We start from the raw sequence: 25,277 nt of genomic DNA on the forward strand, positions 1-25,277 counted from the left end.
AACTTACTTTATAAATGCTAAATAAGCTCACATATTTTTGTAAGTTTTTTTGCATTGTGGCTACAAAAATATGTGGGTTTTTAGTTTTATAAGGATGTATTATTTCTTAGGAGGTCAAGATGAATAAGGGTACGGTAAAGTGGTTCAACGCAGAAAAGGGATACGGTTTTATCTCTAATGCAAATGGAGGAGAGGATGTATTTGTTCACTTTTCTGCAATAGTTTCTGATGGATTTAAATCTCTTAACGAAGGTCAGCAAGTTACTTTCGATATAGAAAAGGATCCCAAAAACTCAAAAAAATTAAGAGCAGTAAACGTTAAAGCACTGTAATATCTCTTAAAATTAAACCCACTATTAAAGTTTTAACTTCTAATAGTGGGTTTTTATTATTAATTAAATAAGGATTTTTTATTTTCTTAAATTCTATTTGAAAAGTCAAATTTTTATAAGATTTAAAAAGTTAACTATAAGTAAAGAGATTCCTAAAGAGAGTATCACATAGCCTTGATAGAGCCTAAGAGTTTTTGTATTTGAAGTTTTTGAAATATATGCGCCTATTTGTGAGCCAAAAATTGCACCTAGAGTTAAAGGTATTAGATATGCGATCCAAGATGACAAATTTAATCCTGCACTTTCAAAATGCACAAAAAATCCAAATAATGATGTAATTGTCATCACCATAACAAGTGTTGAAAAGGCTATTCTTGCCGAAATTTGTTCTACTGCTACCAGATAGGTTCCCATTACTCCACCTATACCTACTCCAAAAAAACCTGAAACAAAACCTGAAATAAACGATACAATTTTTGTAAGCTTGCTGTGTTTAATTGAGTCATTTTCGGAGTCTTTCATATTCTTTAGCGGGTGTTTTTTGGCGGTAACTAAGGAAAAAATTCCTATTGTAATTACCCAAAGTGGCAAAATTTCTTTAAATTCTTGCGTATTTACAAATTTATTGGCAATAGAGCCAATTATTACACCTGGAATTATTAAACTAATTATTGTTGTAAACAGCTTGTAATTAATTGTTTTTTGCCTTATAAAGGCAAATGTACCCCCAATAGTGCTTATAACAATTGTAAAAAGACTTAACCCGCTAGCAGCTATAGAATTTAGATGTAAATAAAAAATGAAAAAGGGCAGTAACATAACGCCGCCTCCAATGCCCACTATGTTACCTATAATAGCGACTATCATAGAAAAAAACAAAGTGACAACACTACTGATTATTATGGATAAAATGTGCATACTTTGAGTTCACCCAATCTTGTTTAATCATATTGTCTACTCAAAACATAAATAATATTTTAAAACCTTAGAAGGCTTTTGAGAAGTATTAAAGATTGCAAAGAAACAATTTTAAAAATTAAATAAAAAACCTATTTGTAATTTTTTGGTTTTTTATTGATAAAATTTAGTGTTTAGTTTTATTTAATATCAAAAGGTGTTTGGGATGCCTTTAGAATTTAGTTAAGTAATAAAAGATTGGTTTTACAATTCCTTTTAAAATTTTAATTTGACATATTAACATAATATGGTTAAATAATAGAAATAAAAGTCTAGGGGATTATTGTGAGAATAAAATTAGAATTTATTTCTGATAGTGAAATAAAACTTCGCTCGGGGTATAATTCTCTTATTCAGGGCTTAATTTATGATTTATTAGACTATGTGGATGCAAAAAAGTTACATGATGAAGGGTTTAAATTCGAAAAAAGGGAATTTAGACTTTTTTCTTTTTCTGAAATATTAGAAAGGGGGTATGTTAATAAAAGTGAACATGTTATAACTTTTGACAATAAAATTAGTTTTTTAATTAGTTCGCCAGTAGAGTGGATATTAAAACAAATAGCCTTAAATTCTATTGTAGGTGACGATTTTAAATTGGGTGGCAACTCATTAAGGATTAATGCTGTAAGTGTCTTAAAAAGTTTTGAAGAGTTCATTGCAAAAGGTTCAGTAGTAGTTAAAGCTTTAACTCCAATTGAAGTACATTCAACTTTTATAACTGCTAATGGTGCTAGAAAAACTTACTTTTATACTCCTTTTGAAAACGAATTTTCAGAACTAATTAATAAAAATGCAAGAAAGAAGTGGAAAGCATATTTTGGATGTGAATGCAGTTATGAACTAAGTATAAAACCACTTTTTAAAGATAAAAAATATGAAACAATTAGATATTTTATAAAAAAGGATAAAAAAACCATTATTAAAGGATGGAAGGGATTGTACATGTTAAATGCTAAACCTGAATTTCTAAGGTTTATTTTAGATGCTGGTTTGGGTAGTAGAAATAGTCAGGGATTTGGTTTAGTTGAGATAGTGAGGTGAGAAGGTGTTAGCTGCTATTAGAGAATTGGGTAAATATGTTTCAAAAGGAACAGTTGAAGAAAAGGTTGATATTGAAGGTAAAGTTTTAACGATAGTGTTTGATAACTATGACTTTTCGTTTAAGGGTATTGAAATAGAAGATTTTGATAGCCTGAAAATCGAAAGATACTTATATGACAATAAGAAGGGAAACAACTCAAAGGCTATTAAAAGAATATATAAAAAATCATCTCAAGATGAACAATATAAAGAAATAACTAAAGACTTAGGGATTATAAAAAGTTTTTTTAATGGAGTATTAAAGCTTGAAAAAGCACAAAATAATATTTCTTTTATTAAGGGCATTATAAAGATTATAAATCAAGAAGAGGTCTTGAGGAGTATTGCTGAAAAAATAAATGATTTTAACAAAAAAGATTTAATTTATCTAACTTTAAAAAGTTCAGATGGTAAATATCCTGGTGATTATTCTTTTCTAAAAGATGCTAATGATAACAAATCAATTGAAAAATATAAGAAAACTGCTTCAACAGGAGCTAAATGTTCTTTGTGCCTTGAAGATAAAGAGGTATCTGGAATAAATGATATTTTTACTTTTTATACTATAGACAAGCCTGGCTTTATTTCGGGCGGATTTGATAAGAAAGATGCATGGAAAAATTATCCTACTTGTGCTGAGTGTAGAGATTTGCTTAAAAAGGGCAAAAGTTTTATGATGTCTGAACTCAAATTTCAATTTTATGATTTAAATTATTTTCTTATACCTAAATTAGTAATAAATGACAATAAAGTTTTAAGTGAGGTTATTGATATAATCTCACAAACAAAGAAAAAGATTTCGCTGAAAAAACAAGTTGTAAGGCGTTTGACAGATGATGAAGAAGAGGTTTTATATAACCTATCTGAACAAAATGATCAGATATCATTTAACTTTTTATTTTTAAAAATAAATAGTAATAACAATGCAGAAAGAATACTCCTGTCTCTTGAAGATGTGTTTCCTTCAAGATTAAGGGCTATTTTTAAGGCAAAAGAGGATGTTGATGAGATTTTTGGAAGAGATTTTAATTTCGGCAGATTAAGGAAATTTTTTAAAAAATCTGATGATCTTAAAAGAAATAATGATCTGGATAGTTTTTTTCTTGAGATAGTTAATGACATCTTTATGAATAAAAAGATAGAGCTTTCTTTCTTATCGAAATTTTTTATGCTTAGGATTAGTAAAGAATTTATTGAATCTAGAGACAATTTTAGTAATTTTTTAAATACTGTAAATGATGCGATGATGGACGTTTTATTTTTAGAAAAGTTAAAACTTATTAAATCAGAGGAGGCAAAATTAGTGGAAAATAGCATTTTTAATGATTTGTTTGCTCGTTATGGACCTACTCTAAATACACCTGTAAAAAGAGGTATTTTCTTACTTGGGTCCCTTACTCAGATGCTATTAAATAAACAAAAAGATGACAGGGGTTCAACCCCCTTTATAAAGAAATTGAAAAATTTAAAGATGACGCAGTCAGATATTAAATTTCTTCTTCCAGCAGTTCAAAACAAATTCATAGAATATGATTCTTTTGGTTTTGGTAAAAGAAAATTGGCAGCTGAGATTTCAAAACTGTTGCTTAGCGATGATAATTGGAAAATGCCAGTTCAAGAAATTAATTTTTATTTTGCTTGTGGTATGAATCTTTACAAAGAAGTAGGAAACATACTCTATGAGGACAAAGAAAATGAAGAAGTCTAAATAGAGCATAAGATTTTTAATTATCTAACCTAAAAAATTTTATTCAAGGAGGATAAATAAATATGTCAGAGCTTCTAAAGAATCGTTCTGAGATCTTATTTTTGTATGACGTTAAGGATGCAAATCCTAATGGGGATCCTATGGATGAGAATAAACCAAGGATTGACGAAGAAACAGGCATTAATATTGTTACTGACGTAAGGCTAAAAAGAACCATAAGGGATTATCTGGCTGATTATAAGAATTGTGACATTTTTATTAAAAGGATTGAAGATGAGAATGGGAAACCAAAGACAAAGGAAGAAAGACTTGAGGAATATGGCACTGATCCTATTGTAGACAGATGTATAGATATAAAATTGTTTGGTTCAACTGCAGCTATTAAAAGCAAGAGTGTAGTGAAGACAGGCCCTGTTCAGTTTAAATTTGGAAGATCACTTCACAAAGTTGATTTAACTTATATAAAGGGGACAACAGTTATGCCTTCAGAAAAAGGGAAAGCACAAGGCACCTTTACTGAGAAGTATATTTTGCCATATTCATTAATTGCATTTTACGGTATTGTAAACGAAAATATAGCTAAGATTCAAAATATCAAGTTGACTGATAGTGACGTGGACTTAATGTTAGAAGGAATGTGGAATGGAACGAAAAACTTAATTTCTGCATCTAAGTTTGGTCACATGCCAAGATTTCTGTTTCAAGTTATTTACAAAGAAAATGAAATTTTTCATATTGGAGAACTTGATAAGTTAATCCATCTTAAATCGGAAATTAATGAAGAAGAAATAAGGGACATATCTGATGTTAAGATTGATGTTACAGATCTCTTTGTAAATTTGAATAAAAATAAAGATAAAATAGAAAAAATTCGTTTTAAAACAGATGATAGAGTTAAAGTTGTTTTCAACAATGAAGAAAGCACAATTGATAAAGTTTTTCAAGGATTTCCAAAAGAAAATTTCTCCTTCTTAGAGTAATACTTATGAAAGTATTGTCATTTGAAATTTTTGGCGATTATGGCCATTTTAGAAAATTTTATACCACATCTTCTCCTCTAACCTTTGCTTTTCCTCCTTTTTCTACCATCGCAGGGATGTTAGGTGCAATTTGTGGAGTAGACAAAAACGATTATCTTAACGTATTTGGATATGATAAGTGTAAAATTGGACTTAAGATTGTAAATCCTATAAGAAAGGTGCGTCTTGGCATAAATTATATAAATACCAAAGATAATTTATGGCGTCCTATAAAGAAAGGGAGGCATGAACCAAGAACCCAAATAAGAGTGGAGTTTTTAAAAAATCCAAGGTATAGAATTTTTGTCTACCATGAAAATGAAAAATGGATGGATAAATTATCAAGTTTTTTGAAAGAACATAAATGTTTTTTTACTCTTTCTTTAGGTTTAAGTGAATTGATAGCTAATTTTATGTTTAAGGGATATTATAGTGCAGAAAGATTTTCTAATCTTAAAGATGAAATAGCTACACCAGTTGGTCTAAGTAAAGTAGTAAACAATGAATTTATTTTTGAAGAGAATAAAAAATATTTTAAAGAAAGAATACCTATAGAAATGAACCAGGAAAGGATAGTAAAATTTTTTGATGATTTTATATTTGAGCCTAACGGTAAAACTATAAAATGTAAAGTACAAGAGTTTTATAAGCTTGAAAGCGGTGAAAACATTGTCTTCTTCTGAGCTTTTCTCTCATCCTGGCAGACTTTTAGAAGATCATCTGATTAGTGTTGCTGATTTTATTGAGACTTTTTTAGATGAAAAACCTAAAGATTTGGTTGAAGAGTTGAAAGATTTAGCAATAATTGTTGCACTTACTCATGATATAGGCAAAGCTACTTCTTACTTTCAAGAATATATTTCATCTGAAAACAATAAAATTAAGTTAAAAAATATAGAAACAAGACATAGCCTATTTTCTTCTATCTGTTCTTTTTATCTTGCAAAAGATATTCTTAAAGATAATATTCTGGCTATTTTTGCATATATTGTGGTAAAAAGGCATCATAGCAATCTTATTGATATTTTAGATGAGTTATCAATAGATGAAAAAGAATTAAAAGTTCTTAACAAACAAATTGACAGTATAGATGATAAGAAATTTAGTATTTTGTGTGAAAAAATAAAAGTTAGAGGGCTAAATCGTCTATTAACTAAGCACGTGCTTTATGATTGGTTTAATAATTTTGAAAAAGAATTATCTTCTTTGAGACCTAAAATCAGAAGATTAAACTCAGATCCAAGAAATTATATAAAACTTAATTTTCTTTTTTCTTTACTAATTGATGCTGATAAAAGTGATGTTGTAATAGGTAATTTAGATTCGTTTACAAAGAGAAATAATATTAACCCTAATGCTGTAGATGTCTTCTTAAAGGGTAGAAATTTTTTGCCCAGCCCTATAAACGATCTTCGAATGAAAGCATATAACGAAGTCGTTGGTAAAATAGAGAGCTTTAATATTCAAGATAAACTTTATATGATTAATTTGCCAACCGGAATGGGTAAGACGTTAATTAGTTTTTCCTTTGCTTTAAAACTTAAAAAAGTTTTAAGAGAGAACAATATCTTTTCTAGAATTGTGTACTCGCTTCCATTCTTGAGTATTATTGATCAAAACTCTAAAGTTTTCGAAGATGTGTTACAGAAAAATAATGTAGAAACAAGTTCAAATATTATTTTGAAGCATCATCATCTATCTGAATTATATTATAAAGTTGATTATACTGAATTTGAAACAAATGAGGCAAAGATTCTTATAGAAGGCTGGAATTCTGAGATTATAATAACCACATTTGTTCAATTGTTTCATACTATTTTTTCAAACAAAAATGCTTCTTTAAGAAAATTTCACAGATTTTCTAATTCTATAATTATTTTGGATGAAATTCAGGCACTACCTTTAAAATATTGGAATGTTATAACAAATTTATTTTTATCATTAACAGAAGAATTAAATATATATTTAATAATTTCGACTGCTACCAAACCCTTGATTTTCAATGATCAAAGAGTAATCAATCTGGTGGATAAGAAATTTTATTTTAATTCACTTGATAGGATTACAATTGTTCCTAATATAACTCAAAAAATTACTTTAGAAAAGATGAAACAAAAAATTAATTTTGATTTGGAAAAATCAATTCTTTTTATCTTTAACACAATTTCATCTGCGAAAAAATTCTATTATTTAATAAAAGATGTACCTAATAAAACATTTTTATCAAGCCATATTCTCCCTGAAGATAGACAAAATAGAATAAATGATATTAAGAGAGGAAAATACCAAATAGTTGTTTCTACTCAGCTTGTAGAAGCGGGAGTAGATGTTGATTTTAACCTTGTAGTGCGCGATTTTGCACCAATTGACAGTATTAACCAATCATCTGGCAGGTGTAATAGAAATGCTTTAAATAAAGGCAAAGTAAGAATTTACTATCTAAAGGATGATAATACTGGTAAAAGCTATGCTTCTTATATCTATGACCCTGTGCTGCTTGATATTTCAGAAAAGATATTGCAAGAGTACAAAGAGCTTAAAGAAGCTAATTTTTTAGAAGTTCTTGATAAGTATTTCTCTTTAATTAAAGAAAAAAAGACTCAAATTGAGTCAGATAAAATATTTGAATCTATGTGTAAATTAAAATATGATTGTGGTGACAATAATGATAGGTGTATTTCAGTTTCTAATTTTCACTTAATTGAAGAAGACTATCCCAGAGAAGATATTTTTATTGAATTAAATTCTGAGGCTGAAAAAATTTGGTTAGAATATAGTGAGCTTATTAAAATTGAGGATAGATTTCTAAAAAAGCAGAAATTTGAAGAAATCAAATCTAATTTTTATAAATATGTTATCTCTGTGCCTTCTTTGCACCAAAATGCTTCAAATTTACCTTCTATAGTGAATGGCTTTAGATATGTTTGTAACGCAATGTTGGATACGTATTATGATAGAGAAACAGGCTTTATTTTAGATTCTAATAATTTTATGTTTGTTTAATGAGTTATTTGAATTACAATCAAATTCATATTTCTCCATCAGTTTACAATGCCTTTCTTATTTGCCCAAGACAAGCATGGTTGATGTCTCGTCAGATGGTTGCTGATCAGGAATTTACTTACCTTGATATAGGCAGACTTATAAGCGAAGAATCATTTTCTAGAGAGAGAAAAGAGATATATATTCCTGATTTATCTGCCAAGATTGATATGATAACGCTTAAAGATGGAAAATATTTTGTAGCTGAAATAAAGAAGTCTTCAGCCACTATGCCATCGGGGATTGAACAACTGAAATATTATATGTATCTTCTTAGACTAAAAGGAGTAGAAATTAAGGGGATGATAAAAATACCGCTTGAAAAAAAGAGCTTCGAAATTACTTTAAGCCCTTTAGATATAAATAATATTGAAAAAAGAATTTGTGAAATTAAAGAAGTATTAAATTCTGAAAATTCACCTCCAGTAAAGAGAATTAAATATTGTTCAAAATGTGCGCACTATGAATTTTGCTTTGTGTAGTTAATAAAATGAAAGAGACTGTTTATATTTTTAATAGCGGTAGAATTCAAAGAAAAGATAATACTTTATTCTTTGAAAGCGAAAATGGAACTAAAAAATTTTTGCCAGTAGAAAATATTAAGGAAATTTTTGTATTTGGAGAGGTAGATTTTAATAAAAAGACATTAGAATTTTTAACAACAAAACAAATAATTGTTCACTTTTTTAATTTTTATGACTATTATGTAGGAAGTTTTTATCCACGGGAGCATTATAATTCTGGATATATGATATTAAAACAAGCTTTAGCATACGAAACAACTGGTAGAAGGCTTAAGATTGCAAAAAGCTTTGTAGAAGGTGCAGCAAAAAATTCATTGAAAATTCTCAAATATTACAATAGAAGGGGGCAAAATTTAATTAGTATTATTGAAGAAATTGAAAGTTATGTGCAAGAAATTGAGTGCCAAGAAAGTATTGAGACATTGATGCATGTTGAGGGAAAAATAAAACAATCTTATTATGGTGCGTTTAAAAATATTATTAATAATAGCGATTTTACGTTTGAAAAACGTACGAAAAAACCTCCTAAAGATTACTTAAATGCTTTGATTAGCTTTTCTAATTCTTTGATATATACCTATTGCCTTTCTGAAATATATCAAACTCATCTAGATCCACGAATAGGCTTTTTGCATTCAACTAATTTCAGAAGGTTCTCTCTGAATCTGGATATAGCAGAAATATTTAAACCAGTAATTGGTGATAGAACCATATTTGCTGTTTTGAACAAAGGAATAATTGACAGTAGAGATTTTGATAATAATTTAAATGGAATTATTTTGAAACCATCAGGTTGTAGAAAGTTTTTAGAAGTATTACAGGAAAGATTGAATCAGACAATAAAACATTCAACTTTAAAAAGAGAAGTTAGTTATAGAAGATTAATAAGATTGGAGTGTTATAAGATTGAAAAGTTTCTTATGGAAGATTATGAATATAAGCCATTTGTTATGGATTGGTAATGTTTATAATCTTGTACTATGATGTAAACGAAAAACGATGTTCAAAGATGTTAAAAAAGTGTAGAGCATATTTACAATGGGTCCAAAATTCAGTTTTTGAAGGGAATTTAACTGAGTCACAACTAAAAAGATTGATTTCTGATCTAGCAAAGATTATAAATGAAGAAGAAGGCGATAGCTTAATTATTTATAAGTTCGAATCTCAAAGATATACAGATAGAATCGTCGTTGGAAAGGATAAGAAGACAGATATTAATTTTATTTAATTTATCTGTCGATTCCAAATAATGACAAATATATGATATATAGACAGAATTTCTTTTAAAATAAAAGCATAAATATTCAGCTTTTTTATTATTTTAAGTTTGGAACTTCATGTTTAATATGCTAAAATAGTAAGTTAAGTCTAGTGGTTTTTACGATACCTATGAGGAATTGAAACCAGGACGAATATAAAGAAGATAATCTCAGACATTGAGAGTTTTTACGATACCTATGAGGAATTGAAACCGCTATTCGCTCAAGCTCACTAGTCGACATAAGCCGTTTTTACGATACCTATGAGGAATTGAAACAAAAAAGAAATAAGTTTGTCTTCTTCTGAAATATCGTTTTTACGATACCTATGAGGAATTGAAACCATTTCCATCTATACCAAGCCAGTTGTTCAGGAGTAAGTTTTTACGATACCTATGAGGAATTGAAACGCGTAAACTGTAATAAGTTTACACTCGTCGTCGTGTTTTTACGATACCTATGAGGAATTGAAACTGGGATGGTCTGGGTCCAGCCCACACCAATCCCAGGTTTTTACGATACCTATGAGGAATTGAAACGCAGTTGGGACATGCGATGATGCCCACAATAATTTTTGTTTTTACGATACCTATGAGGAATTGAAACAATGACAATATAAATATTTTGTTTGATAGATTTGTCACAAGTTTTTACGATACCTATGAGGAATTGAAACTGTAATCGTTAATGATATTTTCAATATCGATTTCTAAGTTTTTACGATACCTATGAGGAATTGAAACAAAGTTCTTTTTATTTCTCTTACAAAGTCGTTATCGTGTTTTTACGATACCTATGAGGAATTGAAACAAATTTCTTTAAATTTTTTGATGTCTTCTGTTACGTTTTTACGATACCTATGAGGAATTGAAACGAAAGTATACGAAATACTTTCTGAATTGAAATTTCTCGTTTTTACGATACCTATGAGGAATTGAAACAGCTTTTTCACAAAAATTTTCATCATTTTATCCACGTTTTTACGATACCTATGAGGAATTGAAACGTAGAAGAAGCTGCTTGTCTTGGTTTCAAAACAACCAGTTTTTACGATACCTATGAGGAATTGAAACTGAATAAAGTGCTTGACAGAAAAAAAGAAAATGTAAGTTTTTACGATACCTATGAGGAATTGAAACTAATCTTGGAAGAACTGGTGGAGAAAGCACAGTTTCAGGTTTTTACGATACCTATGAGGAATTGAAACAGAAAGATTTACTGGTATTTCTGTTTTTGAAACTTTTTGTTTTTACGATACCTATGAGGAATTGAAACAGGAAAGTGTAAAAGACATATAAAACATCGTCCCTATAGTTTTTACGATACCTATGAGGAATTGAAACCTAAGAAAGAACTCCCTCAACCCCCAAGATCACTACTAGTTTTTACGATACCTATGAGGAATTGAAACCAATTTTGTTATTTGGTTGTGTTACAATTGTTTTTTGTTTTTACGATACCTATGAGGAATTGAAACGAACTCTATAATATAGGCGACATGACAATATATGTTGAGTTTTTACGATACCTATGAGGAATTGAAACCTAAACAAGATATTAACGATATAGCAAATGCCTTAGTCCAGTTTTTACGATACCTATGAGGAATTGAAACAGTTCCTTGTCAGGGCAGGAAGTGTCCTGAAAAGGAAAGTTTTTACGATACCTATGAGGAATTGAAACTGGGTAAAACACTTGACAAGAAAAAAAGAAAAGAATAGTTTTTACGATACCTATGAGGAATTGAAACGTCGATAAGAAAAATTTATAAATATGAACAAAAAGTTTTTACGATACCTATGAGGAATTGAAACTATACGTCTTCTGACCATGACTGGCATGTGCATATATATGGTTTTTACGATACCTATGAGGAATTGAAACAAGGTAGCAACGTCTCCATTAACAAACCCTCATTGGGTTTTTACGATACCTATGAGGAATTGAAACGGAGCGCAGTTGTGGTTTCGAACTCTTCTTCGTCCAGGTTTTTACGATACCTATGAGGAATTGAAACACGAGCGTGCAAGAAAGAAACCAAGATGGTGGTGCGGCTGGTTTTTACGATACCTATGAGGAATTGAAACATGAAACTTTTAAAAAAGGAGTGATATAAATGATGAGTTTTTACGATACCTATGAGGAATTGAAACAAAGCAATGAAAGAATATAGAGAAATTTCACTTCAGAGTTTTTACGATACCTATGAGGAATTGAAACTCGGATACTTCAAGTTATATAAAAAATTTCTTTAAGTTTTTACGATACCTATGAGGAATTGAAACGTTTTTGAAAAAACTGTAAAAGAACTTCTGAAAGGTTAGTTTTTACGATACCTATGAGGAATTGAAACTCTATTTTCTAATGCTGAAAAGGTATTTTCCCCTTGTTTTTACGATACCTATGAGGAATTGAAACACAGAAGAAATGAGATTAGCATTTAGAACTATTCAAAGTTTTTACGATACCTATGAGGAATTGAAACATCGTTCCCTTCACTATCAGATTTTGCAAATAGTTATGTTTTTACGATACCTATGAGGAATTGAAACAGTCAATCTGGGTCAACAGCACCAGTTTTTTCAAATGAGTTTTTACGATACCTATGAGGAATTGAAACTTTCAAATCCGTCACAATAGAAAGGGTCTGCTCCAGTTTTTACGATACCTATGAGGAATTGAAACCAACATTTTTTTCTAACATTGCAATATTTATTTTAGTTTTTACGATACCTATGAGGAATTGAAACCAGTTTTTTCAAAAATTAATTTCATTTTACTCCTTCCGTTTTTACGATACCTATGAGGAATTGAAACACGAAAGAAGAGTATCAGGACCTCCTCGTCCTGAGTTTTTACGATACCTATGAGGAATTGAAACACACAGGCGCAAAATTCTTCAAATAGAGGCACTTCAAGTTTTTACGATACCTATGAGGAATTGAAACGGACTAAATCCAGCACCCGGCCTTCTAGTAGATTTTGGTTTTTACGATACCTATGAGGAATTGAAACAAAGTCAATATAGGTACTATAAGCATATAATATATTGTTTTTACGATACCTATGAGGAATTGAAACGTTGATATGTCTATATAGACTTGAAGCATATAATATAGTTTTTACGATACCTATGAGGAATTGAAACCCGGCGATGTTGATGACCCGCAAAAAGAGGGGTTCGAGTTTTTACGATACCTATGAGGAATTGAAACAGAATACACGAGGGGGTTCTACCTTCCCTATTTTTTTGTTTTTACGATACCTATGAGGAATTGAAACGGGATTTTGAGGGGGTGCTCTCATATGAGAGACTCCGTTTTTACGATACCTATGAGGAATTGAAACAGTTTAATGCTGATAACCCATATACAAAAACGCTGAGTTTTTACGATACCTATGAGGAATTGAAACAGACTTCCTTGTCCTGCTTAGGCAGGCAGAAGAAGTGTTTTTACGATACCTATGAGGAATTGAAACGACGATAAGAAAAACTTATAAATATAAACAAAAAAAGTTTTTACGATACCTATGAGGAATTGAAACCGCAAGTGAACTCCCTGAAAAATATCTAAGGGGGTTCCGTTTTTACGATACCTATGAGGAATTGAAACTGGGATGGTCTGGGTCCAGCCCACACCAATCCCAGTAACGTTTTTACGATACCTATGAGGAATTGAAACATACTGTTATAAAGCGCTATTCACAATTACAAAGCGAGTTTTTACGATACCTATGAGGAATTGAAACTCATTTGCGCTCCGACGAAAGTCTTTTCATCGACGAAAACCCCCGTTTTTACGATACCTATGAGGAATTGAAACAACAATGTTGTAGGATAAGGAATTGTTCCATCCAAGTTTTTACGATACCTATGAGGAATTGAAACTGTTTTTTTTAAATACGAGCGTTTTTTAAGCAATTAGGTTTTTACGATACCTATGAGGAATTGAAACGCACTTTTCAAAGAACTTTTAATTATCAATACCAGTTTTTACGATACCTATGAGGAATTGAAACAAGATTTTCAGGGAGCTTTTTACGCAAGTGAACTCCCGTTTTTACGATACCTATGAGGAATTGAAACATAATAGATGGTTCGTGCATTTTCCCGTCCTCTAAGTTTTTACGATACCTATGAGGAATTGAAACCAAAGAGGGAGTACAGGCAAATCCTCGCCCTCTTGAGTTTTTACGATACCTATGAGGAATTGAAACTGTCTAAGCTAAGAGTAAAATCTAAACTAGCATTAGGTTTTTACGATACCTATGAGGAATTGAAACCGTTTCCAATAGTATTTGTTCCTGCAGGTAGTGGTTGAGTTTTTACGATACCTATGAGGAATTGAAACTTGCAGGCGATGCACAATCAGGCATTTATAAGTCAGGGTTTTTACGATACCTATGAGGAATTGAAACCATATATACTACCATAAATATGAGTATATATAAACAGTTTTTACGATACCTATGAGGAATTGAAACAGTAGAAAGCCATTTGATATAGGGGGGTCAATGTTTGGTTTTTACGATACCTATGAGGAATTGAAACGCTTTACAAAAAGAAACAGACCAAACCAATTTAGCGTTTTTACGATACCTATGAGGAATTGAAACAACTCTTCTTCATCCAGGAATTGGCCCTTTTTGAGCCAAGTTTTTACGATACCTATGAGGAATTGAAACCTACAATGTTTTTTGCTGCTAATCAAATGCCTTATGCATGTTTTTACGATACCTATGAGGAATTGAAACATAACAGCCCTAATACATTAGACATCTACAACGATATGTTTTTACGATACCTATGAGGAATTGAAACTATTGATATCCTAACTGAGCAAAAATATTTTTAAGTTTTTACGATACCTATGAGGAATTGAAACTATTGCTTTTAGGGTTGTTTTTTTGTTTTTTGTTTTGTGTTTTTACGATACCTATGAGGAATTGAAACTCGTTCAAGATATATAGCCTAACAGATTATCTAAATGAGTTTTTACGATACCTATGAGGAATTGAAACTATATTTTTTATTTTTTTTATTATTATTATATATAGTTTTTACGATACCTATGAGGAATTGAAACTTTCAATCATGTCTCTTTGAACGTTGCCACCTAAGTTTTTACGATACCTATGAGGAATTGAAACAGATTAAAGTTTGTAAAGGAAACGTATACAAACAAAGTTTTTACGATACCTATGAGGAATTGAAACAAGGAAAGATATGGCATTGATGTACATACTATAAGAGTTTTTACGATACCTATGAGGAATTGAAACTTTTCAGATACATCAATACCATATAACATAATTTATAGTTTTTACGATACCTATGAGGAATTGAAACCTAAAATGGGCATGGTTTTTGAGCCTTGTTTACCACCGTTTTTACGATACCTATGAGGAATTGAAACTGGGATTGTTACAGAAGTAGAAGTAAGAGGGGATGAGTTTTTACGATACCTATGAGGAATTGAAACTGTAATTGTTTAGTGCTTGTTCGTTTTCAATTAATTTTGAGTTTTTACGATACCTATGAGGAATTGAAACAAGAACCTGTCTTTTTCTGTTGGTTCTTGTTCTTTTTCTGTTTTTACGATACCTATGAGGAATTGAAACACACTTCTTTACCATCCACTAGGATGGCAAGTTGCGTTTTTACGATACCTATGAGGAATTGAAACCATTTCCAGCGATACCAAGCCAATTGTTCAGGGGTAATACGTTTTTACGATACCTATGAGGAATTGAAACTTTGGTGTATTTGATTCTGTATTTATGGTTGTTTTTGGTTTTTATGTAAATTTTCATGTAAAATAGACCCAGTTTTTTCATGAAAAATGACCCACCTTAATATAAAATACCCTACAAAATTTTTTGTAGGGAGGATAAGAGGTGTTAAGGATGGAAGATTGGGTAACAATAATTAATCTGAAGAAACGTAATCCAAGTATGGGAACAAGAAAGATTGCAAAGATTCTGGGAGTATCTCGCAATACTGTAAAAAGGGCTCTTAAGAGTGAAACCTATCCTTCCTATGAGCGGGGAAAGATGGTTTACAAGGAACTTGAATCATTTCATGAGTTTATCAAAGAGGCTTTTGTCTTTAAAAGACAACGAGTATCTGCAATCATATCTAACCTGAGATCTAAAGGCTACAATGGCTCTAACATAGCTGTTTACCGTTACATTAATGAACATTTCAAAGAGTTAAAAGGATATTTCTACAAAAACATAACGAGCCATATGAAACATCTCCTGGTGAACAAATGCAATATGATTGGTCTGAATATACTGTAAGTTTTGGTTTAGAAAAAATAAAGGTTTATTTACATTCATTGATATTTGGTTATAGCAGAAAAAAGTTTCTTGACGTGAGCCTTAATATTACTCAGGGTACAATATTCACTATTTTACAAGAATCTTTTAAGGAAGCTGGTGGTATATGTAGAAGGATACAGGTGGACAACGCTAAACAGTTTGTATCAAATCCAAGTCGTAACAATTTCAAGTGGAATGAAGCCTTTTTAAACTTTTGTGGATACTATGGCATAGAGGCTACCCGTTCAAGACCATATTATCCTGAAAGCAAAGGAAAGGTAGAAAAACCATTTGACTTTATTGAGCACCACTTTATCAAAAATAATAATTTTGATTCGTTTGAAGATTTTTATTTTAAGCTGAAGAGATTTCAAGAGGAATTTAATAATCTTTATCACAGCACTATTAAGGGAGTCCCTAATCAGTTCTTTGAAAGAGAGAGAGAACTCTTAATTTCTTTGCCTGAAAAAGAGCTATTTTTATCATCATTTCTTGAATCAAGAAAGGTAACTTCAGATTGTCTAATAAGCTACAATGGTAACAGATATTCTGTACCGCATTATTTTTCAGGTAAAGATGCTTGGGTTACAACCTATAAAGGAATAAAGCTTTATATATACTCACAGACTAAGAAATTAATAGCTGAGCATACAATACCAAAAAACAAAGGAAATATTGTAATAAACAAGAGCCATTACAAAAACTATAACAACATGGTAGAAGAGAGTTCCTTTGATAGTTTAAGTCACAGGTTTCTGGAGCACTTTTCTATGTTTAATGACAAAGATCTATTTCTAGATCGCATTAAAAACAAGAAAGGCTTAAATCCAAAATATCATTTAAGACATATTTTATCTCTTTTTGGATACTATGATACCTTATCCTGTATTTCAGTCATGCAGGAATGCATAAAATATGATATCTTTAACTACCATTTTGTTAAAGGTGAACTGCAAAAATATAGTCTTAAAGAAGATTCTTTATCCCTAACAATAAAAACAACTCAAATACCTTCTAAAAATGTAAAAAGGTCACTACAGGAGTATGCTTATGCAAAAGACTAACAATCTTACAGAGGCAATAACGTATTACTGCAAAATATTATCTTTGCCTTTAATAAAGGATATATTCATAAAAGAAGCAGAAGATGCAGCAAAGAGCAAAATAAGCTATCAGCAGTTTTTGTACAACGTATTAAAAATTCAAGCGGATTCAAGGGTAGATAATTCTGTCAAGGCAAAGTTAAAAAAGGCAAAGTTCCCATTTATAAAGACTATAGAAGAGTATGACTTTAGTTTTCAGCCTGAAGTAGATGAAAAACTAATAAGAGAGCTGTGTAATCTAAATTTTATGGATGATGCAAAAAATATCATATTTGTAGGACCTCCAGGAGTAGGTAAAACACACCTTGCAGTAGGGATAGGAGTAAGGGCAGCTCTTCAGAGAAAGAGAGTATTATTCTTTACAGCAGAGGAATTGATGACAGAACTAATAAGAGCTAATATTAGCGCTAAGATAGCTGAGTATGTAGAATTACTGTCAAGAATAGACTTAATAATAATTGATGAGCTTGGCTACCTTGAAGTCAACAAGTCTGCTTCATCTCTGTTTTTTAAACTTGTGTCAAAGAGATATGAAAAGAAATCTATAATATTGACCACTAATAAGCCATTTGAAGAATGGGGTGAAATATTTGGAGATGATGTAGTAGCATCAGCAATATTAGACAGGTTGTTACATCACAGTTATCCCTTTTTGATAACTGGAAAGAGTTATAGAATGAAAGAACTCTTCAAAAAAATAGAAAGGGATAAAAAAGATTAATTTTATGAGCAACAAGGGTGGGTTAAAATTCGTGATAAAAAAGGGTCAGTTTTCATGATAATTAACAGTTTTTACGATACCTATGAGGAATTGAAACACAAATGGAAATTTGCAGGGTTCTGGCCAAGCAAGTTTTTACGATACCTATGAGGAATTGAAACAGTAGTATTTGCAATAATCAATAGTTGATAAATTTAATTAAATATATCTACTTTGGGAGGTTTAAATTATGGGATATAAATGTTTAGTATTACTTATAGGCACAAATCCATTGCCTAATTATGTTGTTGGGAGTTATTTAAAAGATAAGTATAATAAATTTATATTTATTTATTCAAAAGAAGACGAAAAGATTAATCAGAGCAGTACAAGTGAATATGCTGAAAAGTTAAAAAAACATTTATATTTAAATAATAATGATTGTTCCCTATTGCCTCTTTCTGATATATCTAATCCAAATAGTATAAAAGATGATTTAAAAAATAAATTTCCAAAGGGAAATATTGATGAAGTTCATTTGAATTATACTGGTGGTACAAAAACTATGGTTGCACATGTTTATAATTTTCTAAAAGAAAAGTTTGGTGATAAATTTAATGCCTCTTATTTAGATGCAAGAACTTATAAACTTATATATGATAATATCGAAGAAGATATAAGTCTAAAAGATAAAGTAAAAATAGACATAAATACACTTTTATCAATTCATTTATATGATAAAAATGTTAGCTTTGAAATTTATGATACATACAGTTATAAATCAAAATTCAAAAATGGTTTTGATGAAATATCACAGGAAATAGAAAAGGCTGTTAAAGATGGAAAAAGTGAAGAATTTATAAAATGGCTGGAGGATCCTTTTAGAAAAATTTTTAAAGGACCCGATAAAATTTTAGAAAATAAAGGCAAATTCAAGCAACACATTGATAATCTTTCCAAAAATAATGATTTATCACCTATAAATAAATTTAATGACAATACTCCTGATTTTATTTGGGATATTTTAAATGCATTTCCTGAAGATAAAAGAATAAATGATGAGCAAAAATTATGGATACCGGATGACAGTATAACAAATAATAAAGCATTTTCTGAGCGTATAAAAGATACTGTAGAATTTTTAGATGGAAAATGGTTTGAATGGTACATTTACAATGAAATAAGAAATGAATTATTGAATAGAGGATTAAAAGAAGAAGAACATTTAGGTATATCATTAAAAGCACAAAAAGGAAATTCGCCTAATTTTGAATTAGATATTTTCATAATAAATGGTTATCAGCTAGTAGGTTTGTCACTAACAACTTCAAAAAGACAAAGAGATTGCAAATTAAAAGGGTTTGAAGTAATTCATAGAGTAAGACAGATTGGCGGTGATGAAAGTAAAGCAATATTAATAACAGGACTAAAAAAAGAATATAAAGATGATAGTAATAGAGGCACTAAAAAATTGCAAGAAGATTTATCCTTTGTAACTGGAACAGCAGAGGATAAGATTATTGTTTTTGGTATAGATGATTGGGCAGATATTGGAGATAAAATTTGTAAGGAGGTATTTAGATGACATTAAGTGCACTATTGATTGATACTGTATCAATACAGGAATATATTTTTTCAAGTAATAAGTTAAAAGAAAATATCGGCGCATCATTTTTGGTTAAAAAAATATATAAAGATGTTCTAAAAGAAGCCTTAAAAATAACATTTGGCAGGGATATAGACATTAACGAATGGAAGAATAATCCTTCTTGTATCAAAATAATCCAAGCAAATGATAAAGTTGAGATAGGATATATAGGTGGAGGAAATGCTTTAGTTTTATTTAAAGGTAAAGATAAAACAACAGAATTTATAAAAAATTATACGAAGCTTCTTTTAGTTAAAGTACCAGGTTTAAAAACAGCTTTTGGGATAATACATGAATTTGATTTAAAAGACTTTAAAAATTCTATGAAAAATTTACACGAGAACCTAAAAGAAAATAAAAACAAATATTTTCCTAACGTTACACTACCTAAATATGGTTTTACACTTGATTGCCCAAGAACCAATGAAAGCGCAGAGCCCTTTAAAGATGATGATGGAAAGTTTGTATCATCAGTAGCTTTGGCTAAATTAAAGTTTTCAGACAAAGCAAAAGATATACTCAATGATAAATATACCTTAACAAACGACATTGAAGAATTAGGTCAACAAGAGGGCAGAGACTATATTGCAGTTGTGCATATTGATGGGAATAAAATGGGTGAGAGATTTTCAAAATGCGAAAGTCTTATAGAATATAGAAATTTGTCGATTGGTGTGGGGAATGCTACAGAAAAGACATTTAAAAAAATGATAGAGATTTTAATAGATAAAATTGAGAAAAGTAAAACTTTTGATTCCAAAGATGGAGAATTTAAATTAAGTACGGAAAATGGCAAAACCATATTGCCAATAAGACCAATTGTTTTAGGCGGAGATGATATAACTTTTATTTCAGATGGAAGATTGGGGGTTTGGTTAGCTGAAATATTTATTAAGGAATTTGCTACTCAAACTATAAACAATGAATCTTTATCTGCATGTGGAGGTGTATGCATAACAAAGACGAAATATCCTTTTTATAGAGCTTATAAATTAGCAGAAGATTTAATTGACAGAGCTAAAAAGGAATCGAGAAAAAAGGAAGGTTCTTATATTGACTTTTTTATCTCTTCATCTGGATGGAGCGGCAGCTTAGATGATATTTTTAATAAACATTTATCTACTGTAAATGGTAATCTTCATTTTGGACCTTATAGAGTAGATTCGACGAATGATGAAAAGGCAATAGATAATTTGAAGAATATTATTAAAGAATTCAAAAATATTCCCAAAAATAAAGTAATGAAACTAAGAGAAATGCTATTTGAAGATAAAGATAATGCGAAAATTTATGTGGAAGAATTAAAAGATAGTGGAATAAAATTGCCAGAGATAACAAACAGATCCTATCATTTAGACATATGGATAGATGGTAAAACACCATATTTTGATGCTATAGAGCTTATAGATTTTTATCCGGAGGGATTATTATGAAGGTTAAAATAGAATTATTATCATACACGCTAACAGGTTCTGGGGAAGGTGCAGGCATAATAGATAGCGATGTAGTATTAGATGGCTTTGGATTTCCATATATTCCTTCAAGACGTGTAAAAGGTGTATTAAAAGAAAGTGCTCAAGAAGTTTGTGATATATTAGGTGTAAAATATAGTATTGTAGAAAGCATATTTGGGGAAGATGGTTTTACAGAAGGAAAGCTGCATATAGGCAATTTATATATAAATAATTACAAAAATATAAGAAAAGAAATTGAAAACTTAAAAAATGATAAAAATAAAAAATATAAAACTTTTATAAATCCTTCTCAAATTGCATCTTATTATACATCCATAAGGCAGCAAACTTCTATAGATGAAGATAGAGAAATTGCTAAAGAAGGCTCACTTAGGACATTTAGGGTTTTAAAGCCTGATTTAGAATTTGAAGGTGAACTTTATGAAATAACTCCTTTGAGCAAAAAAGAAAAAGCTCTATTGTATTTGGCTTCAATTAATTTAAAAAGAATTGGTACATCAAGAAATCGCGGATTTGGTGAAATAAGTTGCTTTATTGAAGATATTAAAATTAGCAGTATTGATGATGCTATTAAATATTTAAATAGTGATAATGATAAAGACATCAAAGAAGAAATTAAATCTTCTGATTCAGAAAAATTTAATGCTAATAAAAAAGAAAATATAAAAAAAATATCTTACAAGATAACTACATTATCTCCGATTGTATTAGCAAAAGAGATAGGCGAGCAAAATACAATTAATACGGAAAAATATATACCATCTACAACAGTTAGAGGTTTGTTTGCAAGTAAATTTATTAAAGAACTTAACTTGAGTAGGACTGCCCATGAGGATGATGGTTTTCATAACATATTCTTAAAAGGCGAGATTATATTTACTCCTGCATATCCACTTAAAAATAATAAAATTTATTATCCAGCTTTATATTTGCATAAAGAAAAAGGAAAAGATTCTAATTCAGTATACAATATTTTAGAAGAAGTTCCTGAAAACATAAAGACAAAGCCAGTGAATAAAATGGTTTGTTATAGTGCTGATAAAATTTATTATCATGACGTCCCAACAACATTTTATTTCCATAATGCAAGAGACAGAGAAAAAGGACATAGTATAGGAGAAGAAATCTTTTATTATGAGGCAATAAACGAAGGAGAAGAATTCAAGGGGTTTATTATAGGGGATGAAGGCTATCTTGAAGAAATAAAAAGAATATTTGGCGATAAATTTAACTCTTTTATTGGTAGATCAAAAAGTGCACAATATGGCTTAGTAAATATAGAATTTGGTGATTTAGAAGACACAGACGATTTAGAAGATGTGGAAGATGAGTTTATTATAGTAGCAATTTCTCCTATTATTTTATATAACGAATGGGGTTTTTCTGATATATCTGTAAAAGCATTAGAAAATTATCTAAAAAAACATTTTGATTGTGATATTGATGTAGAAAAAATTATTGCAAGAACTAAATATATTGAAAACTTCATAGGTGTTTGGAGAATGAAAAATACACGTGAATTAGCTTATTCAGCAGGTTCAGTATTTAAAATAAAAATTGAGGGTTGTAATGATTTAAAAGAAAAATTGAATCATCTTTCAATATATGGTTTTGGTGAAAAAACAGAATTAGGATTTGGCAAAGTTAGTGTATATTTCTCTTTGAAAAAAGATTATGAAATTGACTATGATGATAGCGATAAAAACGAAGAAATAACTCCCAAATTCTCAAAAGCTATTTTAGAAGATATAGTAAAGAAAAAAGCAGAGGAAATTTTAAAATCTAAAGCTTTTGAAAGAGCAAAGGATTTCCATGATAAATATAGGAACAAAGAAATTATTTCTAATAATCTGATAGGACGGCTTGAAGGGATGCTGTTTGAAACTAATAAATTTGATGACTGGAAAACAAAAAAATTAAAAGAACTGGATAAAAAGCCTGCTGGTGAAACCTTAAAAAATTTAAATCTATGGGATGATTTATATAAATTAGATATTTCTGATAAATATGAAAACAGGTTTTATGATAATTTATCAAAAGCTATTCAAGAGTTAGATGTGCAGTTGGATAATTTTGAGTTATCAAAAACATACTGGATTAGCTTTTTTAGATACTTGAGATTATTAAATAAGCAGGGGGAGAAGAAAAATGAGCGATAATGCCAAACTTATAAATACTATAATCATAAAAGGTATTTTAGAAAACACTTCACCTTTTGTAATAGGTACAGGTAAAGGAGATATTATTGATATAGAAATAATAAAAGATGAGATTGGTAACCCTTATATTCCTGCAACTTCTTTTGTAGGAGCACTAAGACATCACATTTCAAAAAATTTTAAAGAAGAAGATAAAAAAATATGGGAGTATTTTTGGGGTTCTAAAAATGCAAATAACAGTGAGGCTGTTCAAAGTCATATTATTGTCAGCGATGCAAAGATTAAAAATGGAAAAGATAAAAGCTATATTGCTGTAAGAGATGGAGTAGCAATAGATGAAAAAAGAGGAATTGCAAAAGATAAAGCAAAATATGATTATGAAATAGTTAATAAAGATTTAAAATTTGAATTTAAGGCTGAAATTAAAATAAGAAAAAATTTTAAAGATAAGGAAGTTGAGATTCTAAAAATATTAAAAACTATACTTACTGAGTTGGGAGCCGGTAAGGTTCAGTTTGGTGCATTTACTACTAAAGGATTTGGAAGGTTTAAGTTAAAAAATCTTCAGATATTAAAATTTGATTTTCCCGATGATGGAGTAAATTATTTGAAATACTTACAGCACGGGGATTTACAAAAAGATAAATTAGATTTAAGTAAAATAGATTCGCTTCCTTTAAAAGATAATAATGATTGCATTATTACTGCAGATTTTTCAATAAAGAGCTCACTTATTATAAGTTCATATACAACGGACCCCAAAGATCCGGATAAAGTACACATAAAATATGATGACAAAAATGTTTTAACTGGGACTTCACTAAAAGGCGCGATAAGGTCGAGAGTTTTTAAGATTGTGAACACATTATGTAAGAATAATCAAGAAGAAAATAATGATTTAAGAAAATTATTCGGTTGGGCTGATACAGAAAATAAAGAAAAGACTAAATATAAAAGCAGAATAATTATCGACGAGAGTATAGTTGAGGATGTGATTGAAAAAGAACAGACAAGAATAAAGATTGACAGGTTTACTGGGGGAGTAATGTCTGGAGCTTTATTTCAATCTAAACCTCTTTGGCATAACGATGAAAATGTACAATTAAAAATAAAAATTAAAGATACAAAAGACTGGGAAATTGGACTTTTACTTTTGGTATTAAAAGACTTATGGAACGAAGATTTGCCAATTGGAGGAGAAAAAAACATAGGCAGAGGAGTTTTAAAAGGTAAAAAGATAGAAATTGTGTATAAAGGACAAAAATATATTATTGAAAAGTCTACAAATGATGACGAGGCAGATAAGATAGCAATTAATGATACAAATAAACAAGTATTAGAAGGTTTTGTTAAAAAATTCTTAGAAAGAGTGAGGGATTGGGATGTTAGATGATATATATAAAATTGAAGTAACATTCTCAAAAGTTGAAGCAAAAGATATGGATAATGAATTTATCGAAAAAATAGAAAAAATACAAAATGGTTATGTTGTATGCTGGCTTGATTACGCTGTTTTGTTTGGAACAGTACAAAATGGTGAAATCAAATTTTACAATAATGAATCACCTAATTTTAATAGATATCTTCAAAAATTACGAGCCTTTAATGAAAAAAAAGAAATATATATTTGGAGGTCTGGGGATAAATTTAGATTTAGATATAGAGAAGATGAAGATAGTAGTGGAGGGGATATAAAAATAGAATATATTGATGCAGAACAGATAATGTCTGGATCTGAATTTAAAGTTAAAGGTGAATTTATTGAAGTTTCTGAAAAAAGAGGAATTAGATATATAATTTCAAAGGAATTTATAGGTAATAAGTCAATAGAAGAACTAAATAATAAAAGATTAGTTTTACACACAAGAAATTACATAGGCTACAATGAAATCGGACAGGCTGGTTTTGTTGACAGTAGATTTTTAAAAATATCAGTTATTTAAA

At 29.7% G+C, this 25,277-nt stretch carries 18 protein-coding genes and 1 CRISPR repeat array; of the genes, 17 read left to right on the top strand and 1 reads right to left on the bottom strand.

The annotated features are described in order from the left end of the window. Positions 1-119: 119 nt before the first annotated feature. Positions 120-332: a cold-shock protein gene (locus THENA_RS04145; RefSeq protein ID WP_013756169.1), complete on the top strand. Its 213-nt coding sequence runs from the start codon at positions 120-122 to the stop codon at positions 330-332. A gap of 105 nt (positions 333-437) precedes the next feature. On the opposite strand, the gene THENA_RS04150 is transcribed toward THENA_RS04145, so the two are convergent. Beyond that, the gene (locus THENA_RS04150) at positions 438-1,199 is read right to left on the bottom strand and encodes a sulfite exporter TauE/SafE family protein (protein WP_169309414.1); all 762 of its coding nucleotides are present in this window, start codon (positions 1,197-1,199) and stop codon (positions 438-440) included. 375 nt (positions 1,200-1,574) lie between these two features. On the opposite strand from THENA_RS04150, the gene cas6 reads away from it, so the two are divergent. From cas6 to csx19, 16 genes are all read left to right on the top strand, one after another. After that, a complete protein-coding gene (cas6, locus tag THENA_RS04155) occupies positions 1,575-2,333 on the top strand; it encodes a CRISPR-associated endoribonuclease Cas6 (protein ID WP_013756172.1) in 759 nt (252 codons plus the stop codon). Positions 2,334-2,337: 4 nt separating this feature from the next. Next, the gene (locus THENA_RS04160; RefSeq protein ID WP_013756173.1) at positions 2,338-4,080 is read left to right on the top strand and encodes a TIGR02556 family CRISPR-associated protein; all 1,743 of its coding nucleotides are present in this window, start codon (positions 2,338-2,340) and stop codon (positions 4,078-4,080) included. Positions 4,081-4,142: 62 nt separating this feature from the next. Then, positions 4,143-5,060 (top strand): type I-B CRISPR-associated protein Cas7/Csh2, encoded by a 918-nt coding sequence (gene cas7b / locus THENA_RS04165; protein ID WP_013756174.1) that lies wholly within the window; start codon positions 4,143-4,145, stop codon positions 5,058-5,060. 5 nt (positions 5,061-5,065) lie between these two features. After that, the gene (gene cas5b, locus THENA_RS04170) at positions 5,066-5,782 is read left to right on the top strand and encodes a type I-B CRISPR-associated protein Cas5b (RefSeq protein ID WP_013756175.1); all 717 of its coding nucleotides are present in this window, start codon (positions 5,066-5,068) and stop codon (positions 5,780-5,782) included. After that, entirely contained in the window at positions 5,760-8,102 is a 2,343-nt protein-coding gene (gene cas3 / locus THENA_RS04175; protein WP_245523260.1) for a CRISPR-associated helicase Cas3', read from the top strand. Before cas5b ends, cas3 begins: the two co-directional genes overlap by 23 nt. Then, on the top strand, positions 8,102-8,623 hold the full coding sequence (cas4, locus tag THENA_RS04180) for a CRISPR-associated protein Cas4 (protein ID WP_013756177.1): 522 nt from the start codon (positions 8,102-8,104) through the stop codon (positions 8,621-8,623). The genes cas3 and cas4 overlap by 1 nt, the downstream gene beginning before the upstream one ends. 8 nt (positions 8,624-8,631) lie before the next feature. Beyond that, positions 8,632-9,627 (top strand): type I-B CRISPR-associated endonuclease Cas1b, encoded by a 996-nt coding sequence (cas1b, locus tag THENA_RS04185; RefSeq protein WP_041437932.1) that lies wholly within the window; start codon positions 8,632-8,634, stop codon positions 9,625-9,627. Continuing rightward, positions 9,627-9,893, top strand: coding sequence for a CRISPR-associated endonuclease Cas2 (gene cas2, locus THENA_RS04190; RefSeq protein ID WP_013756179.1), 267 nt, complete (start codon positions 9,627-9,629; stop codon positions 9,891-9,893). Before cas1b ends, cas2 begins: the two co-directional genes overlap by 1 nt. Positions 9,894-10,039: 146 nt before the next feature. Continuing rightward, a CRISPR array of direct repeats spans positions 10,040-15,681; the repeat unit is 30 nt; unit sequence GTTTTTACGATACCTATGAGGAATTGAAAC. Positions 15,682-15,831: 150 nt separating this feature from the next. Continuing rightward, positions 15,832-16,227 carry a DNA-binding protein gene (locus THENA_RS04195; RefSeq protein ID WP_041437933.1) on the top strand — a complete coding sequence of 132 codons (396 nt, stop codon included), beginning with the start codon at positions 15,832-15,834 and terminating at the stop codon, positions 16,225-16,227. After that, positions 16,197-17,312 carry a Mu transposase domain-containing protein gene (locus THENA_RS04200; protein WP_041437934.1) on the top strand — a complete coding sequence of 372 codons (1,116 nt, stop codon included), beginning with the start codon at positions 16,197-16,199 and terminating at the stop codon, positions 17,310-17,312. The genes THENA_RS04195 and THENA_RS04200 overlap by 31 nt, the downstream gene beginning before the upstream one ends. Beyond that, positions 17,299-18,072 (top strand): IS21-like element helper ATPase IstB, encoded by a 774-nt coding sequence (gene istB, locus THENA_RS04205; protein WP_013756180.1) that lies wholly within the window; start codon positions 17,299-17,301, stop codon positions 18,070-18,072. Before THENA_RS04200 ends, istB begins: the two co-directional genes overlap by 14 nt. A 229-nt stretch (positions 18,073-18,301) precedes the next feature. Continuing rightward, positions 18,302-19,636 carry a DUF1887 family protein gene (locus THENA_RS04210; protein WP_013756181.1) on the top strand — a complete coding sequence of 445 codons (1,335 nt, stop codon included), beginning with the start codon at positions 18,302-18,304 and terminating at the stop codon, positions 19,634-19,636. Beyond that, positions 19,633-21,132 carry a Cas10/Cmr2 second palm domain-containing protein gene (locus tag THENA_RS04215; RefSeq protein WP_013756182.1) on the top strand — a complete coding sequence of 500 codons (1,500 nt, stop codon included), beginning with the start codon at positions 19,633-19,635 and terminating at the stop codon, positions 21,130-21,132. The genes THENA_RS04210 and THENA_RS04215 overlap by 4 nt, the downstream gene beginning before the upstream one ends. Further along, positions 21,129-23,333, top strand: coding sequence for an RAMP superfamily CRISPR-associated protein (locus THENA_RS04220; RefSeq protein WP_013756183.1), 2,205 nt, complete (start codon positions 21,129-21,131; stop codon positions 23,331-23,333). Before THENA_RS04215 ends, THENA_RS04220 begins: the two co-directional genes overlap by 4 nt. Next, positions 23,323-24,726: an RAMP superfamily CRISPR-associated protein gene (locus THENA_RS04225; protein WP_013756184.1), complete on the top strand. Its 1,404-nt coding sequence runs from the start codon at positions 23,323-23,325 to the stop codon at positions 24,724-24,726. The genes THENA_RS04220 and THENA_RS04225 overlap by 11 nt, the downstream gene beginning before the upstream one ends. Next, positions 24,716-25,276 (top strand): type III-D CRISPR-associated protein Csx19, encoded by a 561-nt coding sequence (csx19, locus tag THENA_RS04230; protein ID WP_013756185.1) that lies wholly within the window; start codon positions 24,716-24,718, stop codon positions 25,274-25,276. Before THENA_RS04225 ends, csx19 begins: the two co-directional genes overlap by 11 nt. The last annotated feature ends 1 nt before the right edge of the window (position 25,277 follow it).

Origin of the sequence: Thermodesulfobium narugense DSM 14796, from assembly GCF_000212395.1 — a bacterium.
In the GTDB taxonomy this organism is placed as follows: Bacteria; Thermodesulfobiota; Thermodesulfobiia; order Thermodesulfobiales; family Thermodesulfobiaceae; genus Thermodesulfobium; species Thermodesulfobium narugense.